We start from the raw sequence: 16,362 nt of genomic DNA, 5'->3' as shown, positions 1-16,362 counted from the left end.
GTAATCGACCTGCCTACGGCGGCCCGGCAAAGTGGCGGCACGGCACAACGATTCCAACCCACGGTAAAGAGGCTTCCATGAACGCGACCGCACCGCATCTCACCGACGACCCCAACACCATCCGCACCACGGACAACACGCGCCTTTTCTACCGCGACTGGGGGCACGGCACGCCGCTTGTGTTCCTGTCCGGCTGGACGCTGAATTCGGACATGTGGGCCTATCAGATGGAGCCGCTGTCGCGTCTCGGTTGCCGTTGCATCGCTTATGACCGCCGCGGCCACGGCCGTTCGAGCGATCCGGGACGGGGCTACGACTTCGACACGCTCGCGGACGATCTCGACAGCGTGCTCAGCACGCTCGATCTAACCAATGTGACGCTGGTTACGCATTCGATCGCGAGCGGCGAAGCGGTACGCTATCTGACACGGTATGGTGCGGAGCGCGTCGCCCGGATTGCGTTCATCGCGCCCGCAGCCACGCCGTATCTGCTGAAAACCGAAGACAACCCGAACGGCATCGACGCCGCCCTGTTCGAGCAAGGCCGCGTTGCGCTGAGCCGCTCCTTCCCCGACTGGATCGAGGCGAATGCCGTACCGTACTTCGGCCCGGCCGTGTCGCGCGCGCCGCGCGACTGGACGATCCGCATGATGCTGCAAACCTCGCATCAGGCCATGCTCGAACTCGCCCGGATCCAGACCATCACCGATTTCCGCGCGGAGCTGGCCCGCGTCCGGGTGCCGTCGCTGGTCGTGCATGGCGATCGCGACGCTTCTGCGCCGCTCGAACTGACCGGGCGGCCGACTGCGGCGCTGATCGAAGGCGCTTCGCTAAACGTCTACGAAGGCGCCGGCCACGGCCTGTACTTTACTCATGCGGAGAAGTTGAACCAGGATTTGCTGGCGTTCCTGGGCCACCGGCCGGCTTAGCGTCGACGGGCAGTTGATCTTCCAGCGGCGCGTCGGCTTTCCCGGCCGCCGCCTTCAGCTCGGCATCGGCGGGCGGCGTTGACGGCGGGTCGTCTGTCGCTGCGGCCTCTTGGCCGTCATCCGGCGCGCCGTTCGATTCGACTTTGGCCGGTACGCTCTGCGGGTCCCACGTCAGCAGATGCCGCTGCGGGTTCGCGATGTCGATGCCGCGTGCGCTGAACTGGTCGAGAATGCGCCGGTTGAATTCGCGCTGCACGCCCCAGCGCGCGGTGTCGCGGCATTGGATCTGGCCGGCCAGCGTCACCGCCGAGCCATCCACGCCATCTACGCCCCAGAAGCTGAAGTCAGACAGGATGCCGTCCTTGAACTTCTCGTCTTCACGCAGCGCGGCGCCGATTTCCTTCAGCGTGGCGATCGCCAGATCGACATCCTCGCCGAACACAATATTCACCTTCACCGCTGCATTGCCGAGTCCGCGATTGGTGTTGTTCACTGTGGTGACAGAACTGAACGGCACGGTGTACAGCGAACCGTCGCTGCCGCGCAACCGTACGGTGCGGATCGACAGATATTCAACCGTACCGGATACGCTCGCGAGCGTGACCCAGTCGCCGACCTGCATGGCGTTTTCCATCAGCAGGAACATGCCGGTGATGAAATCCTGCACCAGCTTTTGCGAGCCGAAGCCGAGCGCCACGCCGAAAATGCTCGCACCCGCCAGCAGTGGCGCGATGTTCACGCCGAGTTCGCTCAGGCCGGTGAGCACCACCACCAGCGCGATCACGCAGAAGAGCGCGCTGCGCAGCATCGGCAGCAGCGTGCGCAGACGCGCGGCACGCACGAGGTCGCCGCTGGTGGTCCAGCGGTCCAGCCGCCGTTCGACCGCCACGTTGACGCTTTCCCACACCACCAGCGCGATCACCGCAGCGACACCGATCGTGACCATCGCCGAAGCCAGCCGATGGCCGATCGAACCGGTCTGGAACAGCTCGCCCACGTCGACGCCCCAGACCTGCAGCAGCGCGAGCGCGGTGACGATGCAGATGATCCACGAGACGACCCGCCGCAGCAGCGGGTAATAGCGATAGGCATGTTGCTGCACGAGCGACTTCTCCGCGTCACCCTGTACATTGAATAGCCGCGCCATGGCGCCGAAAATCACGATCGCGATGACCCGCGCACCCACCAGGATCGCCAGTGTAAAGCCGCCGAGATGCAGCAGGGTGCGATAGCCGTTCTGCACGTCGAGCGCCCAGACGAACCACAGTGCCATCACCACGAACACCGCGAACCATGCCCACGCATCGGCGAGCGCGTTGCCGAACATTTGCAGCGATTCGCTCGCTGCAAAGCGTTTGCGAATCAATTCGCCGACCGGCTTCGCGCATTTCAGGATCAGGATCGAGATCATGATGTGGCCGGCGAGCGCGACGACCTTCATCAGCGCGAGGTGCGCCGCATCGTTCAAGCCGAGCGACTGCGCGATCTCCGCGATCGCCGAACCGGCGCCGACCACGGCGACAATCCGCACGATCCAGCGCTGCACGAAAACGGCCCACGCATCGCTCATGCGCAACAGGCGCAGGCGCGGGGCGGTGGGCTGCAGGAAGAAGCCGCTGCCGATCACGATCAGGCGGCACAGCACGTAGATGTCGATTAACGAATCGAGCGCACGGTCTTGCGGCGTGCCGTCGTCGGTGAAGATCGACATCAGCGCGCTCGCTGCGCCGATGAACACCGCCAGCGGCAGCAGGCGCAGGACCATCGTCAGCAGCGCGCGCGGCAGGCGCTGCAGGAGCGTCCAGTGATGCACGGCTTTCTGCTTGCCTTTGGCTTCAGTCGCTTTGCTGGTGGTGGGTGCGGGCGTCGTTGCGGCCGCGCCGGGCAGATCGGCCTGCGGCGCGCCGTCTTCGCTGCCGCGTTCGCGGCGGGCGGCCAGCGCCGTGTACGCGCGGCGCAACAAGCGGCGCGCGAGCCATTCGAGCACGAGCGCGGGCAGCAGCGCCGCCAGCAGCGACCATGCGACATGGCCGAGCACGCTACGCGCTTGCGGGTTGGTCGATTGCCAATGCCACCAGGCACGCACCGACGCGACGTCGAGCAGCGCGGCGACCGAACTGCGCAATGAATTGCCGAGGTGCACGGCCCAATGCGCGCCTTGACGCGCCAGTTGCGAGGCGAGGCCATTGGACTGGAATGTGGATGGAGCGAGCGCGGCGGCGCTGCTGGCTGCGCCGGGCGCCGACGCGGCCGCAGCCGCCGAGGCGGGCGGAGCGCTGAGTGCGCCCGCTGCGGCGATGGCCCGGAGTGTGTCGCTGACTTGCGCGCGGCGTGTGGGGTCGTTGAGGACGCTAAGGGCCTGGCGGGCCTGATCGGGCGTCAGGGTGAGCGCGGCGCCGGATGCCGCGGATGCGGCGGCGGGTTGCGCCACGGCGGCAAAGACCGGCGTGGCGCTCAGGATGAGAAAAATGAGAAACCAGGCGTGAAGTATTTTGCGCATAGGTTGCTAAGCGGGGTACCAGGTGCGGACGGTGGTGCCGGGACGCGTGGATCGGTTCGGTGGTGTGACCCTGAACCGACACGGATTTGGTCGTACAAGTTCCATCGTTGGCGGCTTTAGGTGGTCACGCGAAGGCTCGCCGGATCGAATTGTAACGTCAGGCAGCAGAAAGCTTGCCTACGCCCGGCAACGCCTATTCCGTCGCTTCCACCGAGTCCATCGCCGCCACGCCAAGCGTGCCTTCGACCACCTCGGTGAAGGTGCGCTCCTCGCGCAGAATGAAGCGCTTCGTCTGCGCGAATCTGAAATTTTCCCGTGCTTCGGCATCGGCTCGCAGCCTTGCCCGATAGGCTTCGTACGCGGCGAGGCTGTCGAACGCAATCAAGCCCCAGGCAATGTCATTGGTGCCTTCATGGGGCAGAAAGTAGCCGATCAGATGACCGCCGCAGCGGGGAATGATGCGGCCCCAGTTGCGAGCATATTCGTCGAAAGCATCGCGTTGGAATGGGTCGATCTGGTAACGGATAAAGCAGGTAATCGTCATGTGCAAGCTCCCGTTCGGGTAAGGGTGATATTAAGTACCTGAGCACCAGTATGGCGGCCGGTTGACCGCGACGTTTCACTGCTTTCTGAACTGTCGATGGGATAGCGCGAGCGCACTATGGTTCTTTTTTCGAGCGAATCGTCAAAGTCGCCAGCGCCGCGCCGGCCAGCGCACAAAGCGCCGACACCAGCGCCACCGCCCGCAGCGCCGCCCCCAGAGCCTCAGCCTGGGCCTGCGTCACTTCGGCATGCGCAGCGCTTTGCGTGACGCCCGATGGCGGTGCGCCCGCTTCCATACCGGCTTGTGCCAGCCGCGCTGCCTGACGCGCCGCTTGCGGCACATTCAGCGCATCGAGCCGCGCGTCGAGCGCTGCGTCGTGCGACCACACGAACACGATTCCGAGTACGGCAATCGCCAGCAGGCTCGCCACCCGGGCGACGGCGTTATTGATGCCCGAGGCGACGCCCGTGCGCGCGGCGGATACGGAGGTCATCACCGTCGTGGTCAACGGTGCGACGGTAATCGTCATCCCGAGCCCGAGTACGACAAGCGCTGGAAAGAAGCCGCGCCAATATTCGCCGCGTACCCACGGCAGTGCGAGCATCGCAAAGCCGATCGCCGCGATTCCCGGCCCGATGCCCAGCAAGGTCCGCGCGCCGTAACGGCTCGTCAGGCCGCCGGTGAAACGCGACAACAGGCCGATCGTGACAGGCACCGGCAGCAACGCCGCGCCCGCCTCGGTCGCGCTATAGCCATACGCGCGGATCAGCGTGAACGGCAGGAAGAATAGTGCGCCGCCCAGCCCGAAGTAGACCAGCAGCGTGACGAGATTCGCACCGACGAAGTCGCGCGAACGGAACACGTCGAGCGGCATCATCGGATTGCGGGTCTTTGCTTCGAGCGCGACGAAGCCGGTCAGCACGACCAGGCCTCCAAGGATCAATGCCAGCACCCAGCGGTCGCCGAAGCCGTGCGCCGAAGCGAGGGTCAGGCCGTAGGTCAACGCGGCTAGCCCCGCAGTCGCTGTGATGGCGCCTCGCCAGTCAATCCCGGGCAGCGCGTGCCCCTTGAGCGCGGGGTCTGGGGCCGATGGATCGTCCTCCTGCCGGCTATCCGGCACGGCGATGACCGCCAGCGCGATGGTGGCGCACGCAATCGGCACGTTCAGGAAGAAAATCGCCCGCCACGAAAACGCATCGACGAGCCAGCCGCCGGCCACCGGCCCGACCGCCGACGTCATTGCGCCGACGCCGGCCCAGGTGCCGATCGCCTTGCCACGCGCCGTGTCGTCGAACACCGCGCCGATGATGGCGAGGCTGCTCGGGACCAGCAGCGCCGCGCCGATCCCTTGCACACCGCGCGCCGCGATCAGGGCACCGGCGCCCGGCGCCAGACCGCAGCCGATCGAGGCCAGCGTGAACAAACCGATCCCCGCGATGAACACGGTGCGCCGGCCGAGTTTGTCGCCGAGCGAGCCGCCCACCAGCACCAGCGCACCGAGAAACAGCAGATACGCGTTGACCACCCACTGGATCGCCGCGACGCTCGCACCCAGTTCGGTCTGGATCGACGGCAGCGCTACGTTGACCACGGAGCCGTCGATGAACGCCATGCTCGAGCCGAGGATGGTCGCGGCGAGGGCGAGCTTTTTGCGTCGGCACGGGGGGGCGAAGCTCAGGGGCTGAGCGTGGATGGCGAGCGCGTCGCACGGACTCGCCTGGGCGGGGAGGACGGAGGAGGGGCGGCACACCGGCGCCGGATCATGCTGATCGGCCAAGCCCACTCCAGGGAGGATGAACGGCCTTCAGCATAGCAACGCCACGGGGGATCCGATAGGCGGTGACGTCGTCCGGCGCTCCCGTCCGCGGCAATGGGCGCGGCACTATTTGTTGCGGTTTGCCCGCTTACGCGGTCTGCGAGATCAAACCAGCGACGACGCGTGCCGCTCCGTCTCGTCGTCGGCGTCCGCGCCGCCGTTGGGGTTCGACGCGCGGCCGGCTGCCGGTTCCTGATGCAGCCGGTTCGCATGCATCAGGCGATACAGCGTGGCCCGCGAAATGCCGAGCTCGGCCGCGGCCTCGGACAATCGGTAGCCGTGCCGCTGCAACGCGTGCTCGATGGCGTCCTTTTCGGCTTTGTTGCGGATTTCCGCCAGCGTGACTGCCGGCCCGTTGTCGGTTTCCGGCAAGCCGAGGTCGCTTGCCGTGATAAAGCGCCCCTCGCTCATCACCACGGCACGGCGCACGCAATTGATCAGCTCGCGCACGTTGCCTGGCCACGCATAGTTCGACATGGCGACGATCGCGTCGCTCGACAGCCCGCGCAATTTGCGCGCGCCGTCCTGCCGGTACATGCTGAGCGCATAGTTGGCGAGCAGCTTGATGTCGCCGCCGCGCTCGCGCAACGGCGGCTCGACGAGCCGCAGCACGCACAGACGGTGATACAGGTCGGAGCGGAAGCGGCCGTCTTCGACGGCTCTGTCCAGATCGACGTGGGTTGCCGAAATCACCCGCACGTCGACGTTGATCGGCCCATTGCCGCCGAGCCGCTCGATGGTGCCTTCCTGCAGGAAGCGCAGCAGCACCGCCTGGCACTCGTGCGGCATGTCGCCGATTTCATCCAGAAACAGGGTGCCTTCGTTCGCGCTTTCGATCCGGCCGATCTTGCGCTGCAACGCGCCGGTAAAGGCGCCGCGTTCGTGGCCGAACAATTCGGCTTGCAGCAGGCTCGGCGGGATGGCCGCGCAATTGATTGCGACGAACGCCTGACCGGCGCGCGGCGAGCGCTCATGAATCGCACGGGCGGTCAGTTCCTTGCCGGTGCCCGATTCGCCAGCGACGAACACCGGCGCTTCGGTCGCGCTGCATTTGTCGATGCGCCGGTATAGCTGCTGCATCGCCTCGCACTGCCCAACCATACCGTGCCGGCCGAGCGACGGCTCGGGCGCGACAGGCGCGTGCCGCAAGCTCGACAGCCCGTGGGCGTGGCCGAGCGCGAACACGAGCCGGTCGTTCAGCCACGGGCGGGTAACGAAATCGAAGCAATAATCGAGGATAAAGCGGCTGACCAGTTCGTTTTCCGCCTGGCCGGGCGCGATCTGCGCGACCCAATTGGTTTCGACGCGCCGCATGCAGGAGGCCAGCGCGGACAAATGCTGGGACGTGCAGTCGCCGGGCAATTCGACGAGGCCGACCTTGATGTTGCCGCGCTCGATCATGCGTTCGGCAACGGCAGTGCTCCTGGCATGCACCGCTTGCCAGCCCGACGCGGCCAGGAAGCTGGCGAGGTCCTGGTCAGGCGAGTTCGACACGTACAGAACGGTGCGTTCGGTGTCGACAGGCGTACAAGTCGTAGTCATCTTACCCCCGGATCGTTGCTGCTCTCATAACGGCTCTTTGACGTACTGGACAGACCGGCAATGACAAATTCGCGGTAGCGGCAATGGCGGGGGCGTGACGCGGCGATGCGAGCCGCGAGGTGTCACACATCGGACAGGCAGCAGAACAACGTTCAACGCTGAAACTACCTGACTATTTCATCCCCGAATCACAAACGCTGTTTTTTAGCTCGGTGGTCCCGACATAGGCGCTCTACGTGGCGCATAGCCTAACCATAAGCGAAAGTGCTTTCGAGCGCCATACAAACAAATATGGATTCAGAAACGTTTTTCTCGCGTCGACGTGTGCGCTGACCGTTCAAAAATAGCCAGTCAACCCCGGCTGTGCGTGGTGTGCCACAGAGCGTCGCAAACCGCATTGCACGTCATCGTGCGGAGGAGGCAGCGCGGTCGAATCCCGGTGTCTCAGGCTTGCAACACATTGGGCAGCGGCTGCGAGGGCAGCTTTGTGGCCTGCAGCATCGGCACATTTGACCGGGTCGCGCCGCAAAGTGCGGCCGGATACGGTTCGATGAGGATCGCTTCCGATTATCCAAGCAGGTCAATCCTTCTGCAATGCGTTAGTGGGCGAACTCATCGCGTGTCGAATCCGAATCAACCTGTGCCGTGAGACATCATCCGGCAAGGTGCGCTGCAGCAACAATCACCGCGCGGCAAGGGATTGGAGGTACATGGCACAGCCATTGCAATAGGAGCTTCACAAGCAAATGCATTGCCGCCGGATTCCTGAAGCACGGGGAAAGCAACCGGAACCGGGAGGCAAACATTGGCTTCGTAAGCACTCGGGGTAGCCAAAGTGTCTTACGAGGGTGCGGCGGGGCCACTGAAAAACGGATGTCAAAAAAACGGGGTGAATGATCGATACGGAGTATCGGTCATTCGTCACCGGACGACGTGAAGCGTTGACCTCGCCACTTTTTCCGTCAGTCTGGACGGACGCGAAGTTGATGAGAATAGCGACAGGTACCGTGCTCGCACAATTCGCGAGTACGCGACGCACAGAACAGGGAAGGGGCAGCGCACGGTCGGGACCGGCCGGCGCGAAGAAGCGGGGAGGAACGGCGTGAGTCCCCACAGAGGGGCGTACGTAGCGGGGGGAGCCGGGCGCCGTGCCCGTGCAATTGCGCGGGCACGGCTAACCTGGATGCGACCTTGAAATAGCCCATTATTCGGGGGGTGCCATGAAAGCAATCAGCAAGCCTGCCGCGCTGCGGCTGGACCACCACACCACGGCGCACGGCGCCGGTCTCTCTTATCGGCGTCACTTGGCGCGGCAGCGGACAGTGTTTGCCGCACCGGCGCCTGATCTGCTCACGCTGGTGATCGCCGAGGCGATGAAACGCAAGGCTCAGGCCGAGATCCAGCGCGATGGGTTGCGCGACGCGAGGGTCGAAATGCCGATGTCGCCTGAACGAAGCTACGATCGCAGCCCGGAAATCTACCCATCCGATCCTGACGAATACGCCTGATCATCGACTGTTATTAGCAGGGCCTCGCCAACTGAAAGGTTCAGGCCTGCGGAGGCCCGGCATGATCGACATCTTCCTGATCTCGTCCAGCATGGAGCGTGCGCCGCATATCGTCGCGCGCCTCGACGAAAGCGGCGTGGTGTATCGCTTGCGCAACGCATACTGCACGGTGCGGCAACTGCGCATGCACGCCGGCGCGATCAGGAGCGCCGATCTGCTGATCGTCGACGATGTCGATCTGAGCGCGCGCGAACTGGCCGGTGTCGAGGAGGCGCTGGCCTGCTCGCCTGGCTTGCATTGCATGCTGGTCACGCCGGCACCGTCCACCGCCTTGCTGACCGCGGCGATTCGCGTCGGCGTGCGGTATGTCCTGTCATGGCCGTTGGACGCCTACGAGATCACCGCCGCGCTCACGCATATCGCCGCGAAAAAAAGTGCGGGCGTGCGCCGCGCCTGGCAGGTCGTTTCGCTGGCATCGTGCAAGGGCGGCAGCGGCACGACGCTGATCGCCGTGAATCTCGCCTGTTCGCTGGCCGCGCTGCGTAACAGGCGCGTGCTGCTGATCGATCTCAGCCAGCAATTCGCCGATGCCAGTCTGCACATGGCCAACAAGCCGCCGCCCGTGACACTTGCCGATCTGTGCTCGCAGATCGACCGCCTCGACGCCGCCTTGCTCGACTCATGTGTGATGCACGTAGGCGCAAGCCTCGACGTACTGGCGGGCGCGGGCGATCCGCTCAAGGCAGCCGGCTTGTTGCCCGCGCAACTCGAGCAAATTCTCATACTCGCGCGCGAGCGTTACGATGCGGTGCTGATCGACATCGGCCAGAGCCTCAACCCATCGACGATCCGTGCACTCGATTACAGCGATGCGATCTGCGTGGTGGTGAGGCAAAACCCGCTTTACCTGCACGGCGGCCGCCGGATGCTCGACATTCTCAAGGAACTGGGTCATCCACCCAGCAAGGTGCGGGTCGTGGTGAATCAATACGACAAGAACGCACGCATCAATCTGCCGACGCTCGAGCGGACCCTCGGCGCGAAGGTCGCGCACCAGCTTCCCCGTGACGACAAGCAGGTCAACGAGGCGCTCAACCGCGGCGTGCCGCTTGTCGCCTCCGCCCACGACAGCGCGCTTGCGCAAGGCATCTGCCTGCTTGCCGACATGCTGTGGCCGGCCATCGCCGAGCCCCGCAAAGGCATGCTCGGCCGCCTGTTCGCGACGCGGCCGGATGTGCCGCCCCAACTGAAGTCTGGCCACTGAGCCAAACCCGACCGCCGAGCCTCGCGCGCCAGAATGGAATCCGGGCGGGCGTGGCATGATATGGACATCCGGGCGATGCGGCTGCTACGCTGTGACACTGATGGACCGGATGCCTTCGTGCAGCAGGCTTGAAGAATAATTCGCATATCGAAATGAGCATGCCATGACAAAGACCACACCCTCGCGGGAATTCGATGGTGCGGGCCGTCTCCAGGATGACACGATGGGCGACCCGGCGGCCACCCTGGCTCGCGCCGACGGTGTAAACGGTGTGATACCGGCGGGCGGCATGCGTGAAGCGTCGATCGAAATCCTCGCACGCTGCGCCGCGGCGCTCATGTTGAGCATCTTTACCTACGCGGCGATCAGGCAATGGCTCGCGGCGCCCACGCGCATCACCTTGTTGCTGCTGGTGGTGGGCGCGTTCATGACCTTGGGTTTGTCTTTATTTGCGAGGGTGCCCGTCAAACGCGACTGGACGCCTTTCGCTTTCATCTGCTCGGTGGGCGGGACTTTCTATTTTCTTGCTGTGCGGCTTTCGCCCGGCGTCCAGCTCATCCCGGAGGTGGCCGGCGCGTCGTTGCAGCTGCTGGGGATTTTCTGGCAACTGTTCGCGAAGGTGTCGTTGAGCAGATCCTTCGGTATTTTGCCCGCCAATCGCGGGGTGGTTTCTCGCGGGGCTTACCGGTTCGTGCGCCACCCCATGTACTTCGGGTATTTCGTTACGGATATCGGTTTTCTGCTGGCGAACTTCGGGATTCAGAACGTGATTGTTTACGGATGCCAGTTTGCGTTGCAGGTCGGGCGCATAGTGCGGGAGGAGCGGCTCCTGTCCGATGACGAGCAGTATCGGGCGTATAGGGGTAAGGTGCGGTTCCGGGTGATTCCGGGCGTGTTTTGACGGTGTATGGTGTAGTTTTACCTACCGCGCAGGCGGCAAGACCCCCGGCCCGCCTGGTTTCCTCTGAGACAGCCGCACGAGCGCAGCGTCATCCATGCAAAACGATACAAACCCGTTCACCGACATGGCGTCGATCCTGTCCAATCCGATCCTCAACACGGATTCGTACAAGGCGTCGCACTATCTGCAATATCCGCCGGAAGCGTCGGCGATGTTTTCATACATCGAGTCGCGCGGCGGACGCTATGAGCGCACGCTGTTCTTCGGCCTGCAGATGCTGATCAAGGCGTATCTGTGCCGCCCCATTTCCGCGGCGATGATCGGGCAGGCGAAGGCGTTTTTCCCGGCGCACGGCGAGCCGTTCAACGAAGCCGGCTGGCGTTACATCGTCGAACACTATGACGGCTATCTGCCGGTGCGGATTCGCGCGGTGCCGGAAGGCTCGGTCGTGCCGACGCACAACGTTCTGGTCACGGTCGAATGTGACGATCCACAGGTGTTCTGGCTAGCCTCGTATCTGGAAACGATGCTGATGCGTGTGTGGTATCCGATTACGGTTGCAACGCAAAGCTGGCATCTGCGGAAAACCATTCGTGCTTATCTGGAGAAGAGTAGCGACGACCTCACGCAACTGCCGTTCAAACTGCACGATTTCGGTGCGCGCGGCGTGTCGAGTGCGGAGTCGGCGGCGATCGGCGGCGCGGCGCATCTTGTCAGTTTCATGGGCTCGGATACGGTGCTCGGTGTGGTTGCCGCGAACCACTACTACAACGAACCGATGGCGGCGTTTTCGGTGCCGGCCGCGGAGCACAGCACGATCACGTCATGGGGGCGCGAGCGTGAAACCGACGCATTCCGCAACATGATCGCGCAGTTCGGCAAGCCGGGGGCGATCGTTTCGGTAGTGTCCGATTCCTACGACCTGTTCGCAGCGCTCGAAGCGTGGGGCACCGAGTTGAAGCAGGCGGTGCTCGATTCCGGCGGCACCCTGGTGATCCGGCCTGATTCCGGCGATCCGCGGACGATTGTCCTGCAGACCATGCAGGCGCTCGAGGCTTCGTTCGGTTCGACGGTGACCAGCAAAGGGCGGCGCGTGCTCAACAACGTGCGCGTGATTCAGGGTGACGGCGTGAATCCGGAGTCGATTGAGGCAATCCTTGCGGGCATGGACGAGGCCGGCTTCGCAGCGGACAACATCGTCTTCGGCATGGGCGGTGCGTTGCTGCAGCAGATCAACCGCGATACGCAGCGGTTCGCCATGAAGTGTTCGGCCATCCGGCTTGGAGATGAATGGCACGACGTACACAAGGACCCGGTCACGGATGCGGGCAAGCGGTCGATGAAAGGGCGTCTGACGCTGCTGGTGAATCGTCACACAGGCGAGTATCGGACGGCGACGCTGCCGGTGGTGTGGGACGATCGTACTGTTGAAGAGGATTGGAACGAGGCGCTCGTCACGGTTTTTGATTCTGGAAAACTGCTGGTCGATGTGGCGTTTTCCGAGGTCAGGAAGCGGGCTCACGTTGGCGAGGGGTAGCCGGGTGTCGAGCGTCGGCAGCGGGGGCGGGGGCGGCCAGATCGCCACGCCGCTGTCATCAGTATCAGAATGAACGTGTCAGCTTGCATTCCAGACCGACACGCCGATGGCATCGACGTCAATCCGGCAAGGGCTTCCTTCCCGAAGCCGGGCATCTTCGTTCGCGATATCGAACCGCACCCCGGCGATATTCAGGCGGACATATCGCTCACCGCGCCGTAACTCGACCGCGTCGACCACACCGGCGTAAGCCCCTTCGGGCGAAATAGCCACGGCGTGGGAAGAGATGCGCCACATCACCCGTTGCCCGACCGGAACCATAGAACCACTATCGCCCGTCGAGATCGCCAATCCATTGCCGATCTGAACTTGCCCAGGCGCTGTCATCAAACCTTCGCCGACGTTGTGCAAACCGAGCAGCTCGGCAACGCGCATCGAGGCCGGCCGTTCGAACACCTCATCGATGGAACCTGCCTGCAGCACGCGTCCCTGTTCGACAACCAGCACCTCGTCGGCAAGCAGAGCCGCTTCGTCGGGATCGTGCGTGACGATAATGGTCACCGCCGCAATCTCGCGCTGCAACGCCCGCAGCGACTGCTGCAAACGGCGCCGCCGCGGCGTATCGAGCGCCGCGAACGGCTCATCGAACAGCAACAATTCGCTATGACGCGTGAGCGCCCGTGCCAGCGCCACGCGTTGCCGCTGCCCGAACGACAATTGATTCGGCAAGCGTGCCACCAGTTGCGCGAGGCCAAGATGATCGAGCCAGTAACGCGCGCTGGCCGCGTCGGCGTCGACGGGAAACGCGAGTTGCTGCGCGACCGTCATGTGCGGGAACAGCCCGTAGTCTTGCGGCATATAGCCGATCTGGCGGCGCTCGGGCGGCAGCAAGCTCAAATCGGTTGCGCCGAGCCGGACGGAACAGGAAGCGTTGGATTCGAGCCCGGCAATCAGACGCAACGCCAGGGATTTGCCGGAGCCCGACGGCCCGATGATCGCAAGCCGCCGCGTCGCAGGCGTCCACGCTATGTCGAGTTCGAACGCGCCCAATCGGCGTTGCAAATGAAAGGCAAGGCGAAGATCGGGCGTCTCGCCACGGCTCGCGGTTAGATCCGTGCCGGGTTCCAGTGCATCGTCGCCGTTTTCGGTTTGTTCGAGCGCGGCTTTTTGCCGAAGGCTATAAATCGACAGCGCGGCGCAGACAATTGCAATCGCGAGCGTCGGCAGCAGCAGGGGCATCATTGCCGGCAGGCCCTGGCCACCGAATACGACGTATGTGTACACCGGCAGCGAATACGGATGATAGGCCACCATCACAGTCGCGCCGAATTCGCCGAACGCGCGCAACCACGCGAGTGCAAGTCCTGCGCGAATCGCCGGCCATGCAACCGGCAACATCACGCGGAAGAAGCGGCTGCTCGCGCGATGGCCGAGCGTCGCGGCCACGTCGTCGAGCACGGGGTCCACGGCGGCGAAGGCCGATTTCGCAGCGATGATCAGGAAGGGCGCGGCCACGAAGATTTCCGCGAGCACAATGCCGGCAAACGAATCCGTCAGCGCCCCGTTAGTGAATCGGCCGACCCAGCTATACGGGCCGAGCAGAAACAAAAGCAGCACGCCGCTCGTGAGCGGCGGCAAGGCAAGCGGCAACTGCACGACGAAGCCGAGCAGCGCCATCTTGCGCGAATTCGAGCGCGCCAGAAAATAGCCGAGCGGCACGCCGCCCAGCAGAATCACGAACGACGCCACACTGGCGCTCGCCGCCGATATGCCGACCGCCGACCACACCGCGCGCCAATCGACATTCGGCCAATCGGCTGCGCCGAGTTGCGGCACGCTTGCAACAAACGGGGCGCACAGATAGACGGCAAGCAGCGCCGCCAGCCACAGCAGCGGCCGCGCGGCGGACCGTTTCACGGCCGGTTTCACCACCTTACTGGGCGGCATCGATCACGGCTTGCACCGAGGGCGGCATTGCTTGCACGTTGCCGGTAACGGTCGGTTTGATCACATCGACGCCGTGTTGCTTGAGCAACGCGCGCCCTTGCGCGCTCAGCAGGAAGTCGACGAAGCTGCTCGCGCCCGCATGGTTAGGGGCGTCGCTGAGAATCGTCAGCGTGTAGCTTGCTTTGGCCTGCAATTCGGGCGCCGGACGGATCGCCGGGATTTTCAGGTCGGACGTTTCGGTCGAATAGAAGAAGCCGGCATCGAGCTGACCGGATTGCAGGCGGCCCACCAGCGTTTCTTCAGGTAAAACCTGCGCGGGATTTTCCGCGTCGCCCAGCGTCTTTTCGACGAGGTCCGGCTGATGGTAGAGATCCGCGGCCTTCGTCATCATCTCGACAGTGAACGCGCCCTTCGGATCGAGCTTCGGATCGGTGCGGCCGATGCGGATACCCGGTTCCTGCAACACCTGATCCCAGCGCTTGCTCTTGAAGTCCGCGGCAAACCTGCTTTGCGGGTTATAGCCGATCATCAACGGCGATTCCGCGAAGTTCACGTACCAGGTCACGTGGTCGCCATTCGCCTCGCCCATCAGGCTGGTGTTCACCTTCGGGCTCGCGCTGATGAACACGTCGCCGCGGCGCAGCTTGCCCTTGATCTCGTTAGCGATCTTGTTCGAACCCGCCGCATAGCCGCGGAAATGCTGGCCGGTGGCCTTTTCGAAAGCCGGCCCCACGCTGCGCTCCATCAGATTGACGAGCGAACCGGCGTACAGCACGTTGACCGTGTCGTCCTGCGCGAAGGCGGGCGCGGCTGTCACCACCCCGGCGACAACCACGAAAGATGCGAGCAGCTTGCGAATCATGCGATAACCCCAATGCGTTATTAAGAGCGTTATATTACGACGTCATCGAGGTACGCGTCGCGCCCGGCTTCACCGCCTGCGATCAGCCGAGCGGCGCGTTTGCACTCGATTTGACGATGTTGTTAAGCGGGCCGTGAATTTCCATCGATAGGGATGAGGCCCGGAGTGGCCGATATGCCTGGCGATCTATTGCGTATCGAGGCTTTTTTGCGCCGAGACGCCCATCGCAGCGTAATACACGCCACGTCAAACGTTTGGCGCGTATCGAGGCGCATGTTCTGAAGCCCTTGGCGTAGGGGATTCGGGCGAGTGGCGTAAGATGGTTTGCTGTTCTTCATCGCGTTGCCGCCATGTCTGACGAGCCGCTTTCGCCTGTCGCGGATCTTGCCGCGCCCGCCTCCGAACTGTCTCTTGCGTTGCCTGATGCGCAGGTCGCCGAGTGCATCGCAGGGTGGCTGGCCGCGGCCACGAACGCCGCGTCGCCCGATACTCAACTGTTCGCCAGGCTGATTGCCGCGCGCAACGTGCGTCACGAACTCGCCCTGCTTGGGTTGCCGCAGCCGGCGTGGCGCGCACTACTGGATCGGCACTTTGTGCACGCGCCTGCGTCCGTGCTTGCCCGTCTGCCCGCATTGCCGCCGGTCGACACCAGCGAACACGCGGAATTCGTCGAAACGCTACACGCGCTGCTGCTCACGTATTCCAGCACTGCCGTCGACGTGAACGACGCCCACTGTCTCGCCTCGATCATCGCTCACGCGTGCTTGCGGCCGGATCATCTGTGGCGCGACCTCGGTCTTGCGGGCCGCGAAGAAGTCACATGGATGCTGACGCGTTATTTCCCGGCGCTCGTCGGGCTGAATGTCGACAACCTGCGCTGGAAGAAATTCCTCGCCCAGCAACGCGCGCTTTCGTTAGGGCTTCAGCCCGGCCCGGCCCCCGGTTGCCCAGGCTGCGAAGACTATGGGCATTGCTTCCCGGATCACCACTGAAGGCCATTCAGCCAGGGTGG

The 16,362-nt window shown here is 64.0% G+C and carries 12 protein-coding genes; 6 read left to right on the top strand and 6 right to left on the bottom strand.

Features of this window, described 5'->3' with window-relative positions:
- Positions 1-77: 77 nt before the first annotated feature.
- On the top strand, positions 78-929 hold the full coding sequence (locus KHO31_RS26420) for an alpha/beta fold hydrolase (protein ID WP_201072706.1): 852 nt from the start codon (positions 78-80) through the stop codon (positions 927-929).
- On the opposite strand, the gene KHO31_RS26415 is transcribed toward KHO31_RS26420, so the two are convergent.
- The 4 genes from KHO31_RS26415 to KHO31_RS26400 all read right to left on the bottom strand — a co-directional run bounded on the left by KHO31_RS26415 (position 868) and on the right by KHO31_RS26400 (position 7,331).
- The gene (locus tag KHO31_RS26415) at positions 868-3,429 is read right to left on the bottom strand and encodes a mechanosensitive ion channel family protein (RefSeq protein WP_211624468.1); all 2,562 of its coding nucleotides are present in this window, start codon (positions 3,427-3,429) and stop codon (positions 868-870) included. The two genes, KHO31_RS26420 and KHO31_RS26415, sit on opposite strands and share 62 nt — an antisense overlap.
- A gap of 193 nt (positions 3,430-3,622) precedes the next feature.
- Positions 3,623-3,973 (bottom strand): NIPSNAP family protein, encoded by a 351-nt coding sequence (locus tag KHO31_RS26410; RefSeq protein ID WP_201072710.1) that lies wholly within the window; start codon positions 3,971-3,973, stop codon positions 3,623-3,625.
- A 115-nt stretch (positions 3,974-4,088) separates the two neighbouring features.
- Positions 4,089-5,750: an MFS transporter gene (locus KHO31_RS26405; protein WP_211624466.1), complete on the bottom strand. Its 1,662-nt coding sequence runs from the start codon at positions 5,748-5,750 to the stop codon at positions 4,089-4,091.
- 144 nt (positions 5,751-5,894) lie between these two features.
- On the bottom strand, positions 5,895-7,331 hold the full coding sequence (locus KHO31_RS26400; protein WP_201072714.1) for a sigma-54-dependent transcriptional regulator: 1,437 nt from the start codon (positions 7,329-7,331) through the stop codon (positions 5,895-5,897).
- Positions 7,332-8,551: 1,220 nt separating this feature from the next.
- On the opposite strand from KHO31_RS26400, the gene KHO31_RS26395 reads away from it, so the two are divergent.
- From KHO31_RS26395 to KHO31_RS26380, 4 genes are all read left to right on the top strand, one after another.
- Positions 8,552-8,839 carry a hypothetical protein gene (locus KHO31_RS26395; RefSeq protein WP_201072716.1) on the top strand — a complete coding sequence of 96 codons (288 nt, stop codon included), beginning with the start codon at positions 8,552-8,554 and terminating at the stop codon, positions 8,837-8,839.
- Between the two features lie 61 nt (positions 8,840-8,900).
- Positions 8,901-10,103: an AAA family ATPase gene (locus KHO31_RS26390; RefSeq protein WP_211624464.1), complete on the top strand. Its 1,203-nt coding sequence runs from the start codon at positions 8,901-8,903 to the stop codon at positions 10,101-10,103.
- 289 nt (positions 10,104-10,392) lie between these two features.
- Positions 10,393-11,004 carry a methyltransferase family protein gene (locus KHO31_RS26385; protein ID WP_236061014.1) on the top strand — a complete coding sequence of 204 codons (612 nt, stop codon included), beginning with the start codon at positions 10,393-10,395 and terminating at the stop codon, positions 11,002-11,004.
- 94 nt (positions 11,005-11,098) lie between these two features.
- Entirely contained in the window at positions 11,099-12,541 is a 1,443-nt protein-coding gene (locus KHO31_RS26380; RefSeq protein WP_211624462.1) for a nicotinate phosphoribosyltransferase, read from the top strand.
- Between the two features lie 78 nt (positions 12,542-12,619).
- Here KHO31_RS26380 and KHO31_RS26375 read toward each other — a convergent pair whose 3' ends face one another.
- Both KHO31_RS26375 and KHO31_RS26370 read right to left on the bottom strand, forming a co-directional pair.
- The gene (locus KHO31_RS26375) at positions 12,620-14,458 is read right to left on the bottom strand and encodes an ABC transporter ATP-binding protein/permease (RefSeq protein ID WP_211624460.1); all 1,839 of its coding nucleotides are present in this window, start codon (positions 14,456-14,458) and stop codon (positions 12,620-12,622) included.
- 16 nt (positions 14,459-14,474) lie between these two features.
- On the bottom strand, positions 14,475-15,350 hold the full coding sequence (locus KHO31_RS26370; RefSeq protein WP_211624458.1) for an extracellular solute-binding protein: 876 nt from the start codon (positions 15,348-15,350) through the stop codon (positions 14,475-14,477).
- A 350-nt stretch (positions 15,351-15,700) separates the two neighbouring features.
- On the opposite strand from KHO31_RS26370, the gene KHO31_RS26365 reads away from it, so the two are divergent.
- The gene (locus KHO31_RS26365; RefSeq protein WP_201072725.1) at positions 15,701-16,342 is read left to right on the top strand and encodes a nitrogen fixation protein NifQ; all 642 of its coding nucleotides are present in this window, start codon (positions 15,701-15,703) and stop codon (positions 16,340-16,342) included.
- Positions 16,343-16,362 lie beyond the last annotated feature (20 nt).

It is taken from the genome of Paraburkholderia domus (assembly GCF_905220705.1).
Lineage (GTDB): Bacteria > Pseudomonadota > Gammaproteobacteria > Burkholderiales > Burkholderiaceae > Paraburkholderia > Paraburkholderia domus.
The sequence above is the reverse complement of the archived record's forward strand: the minus strand, read 5'-3'. Positions and strand labels throughout refer to the sequence as shown.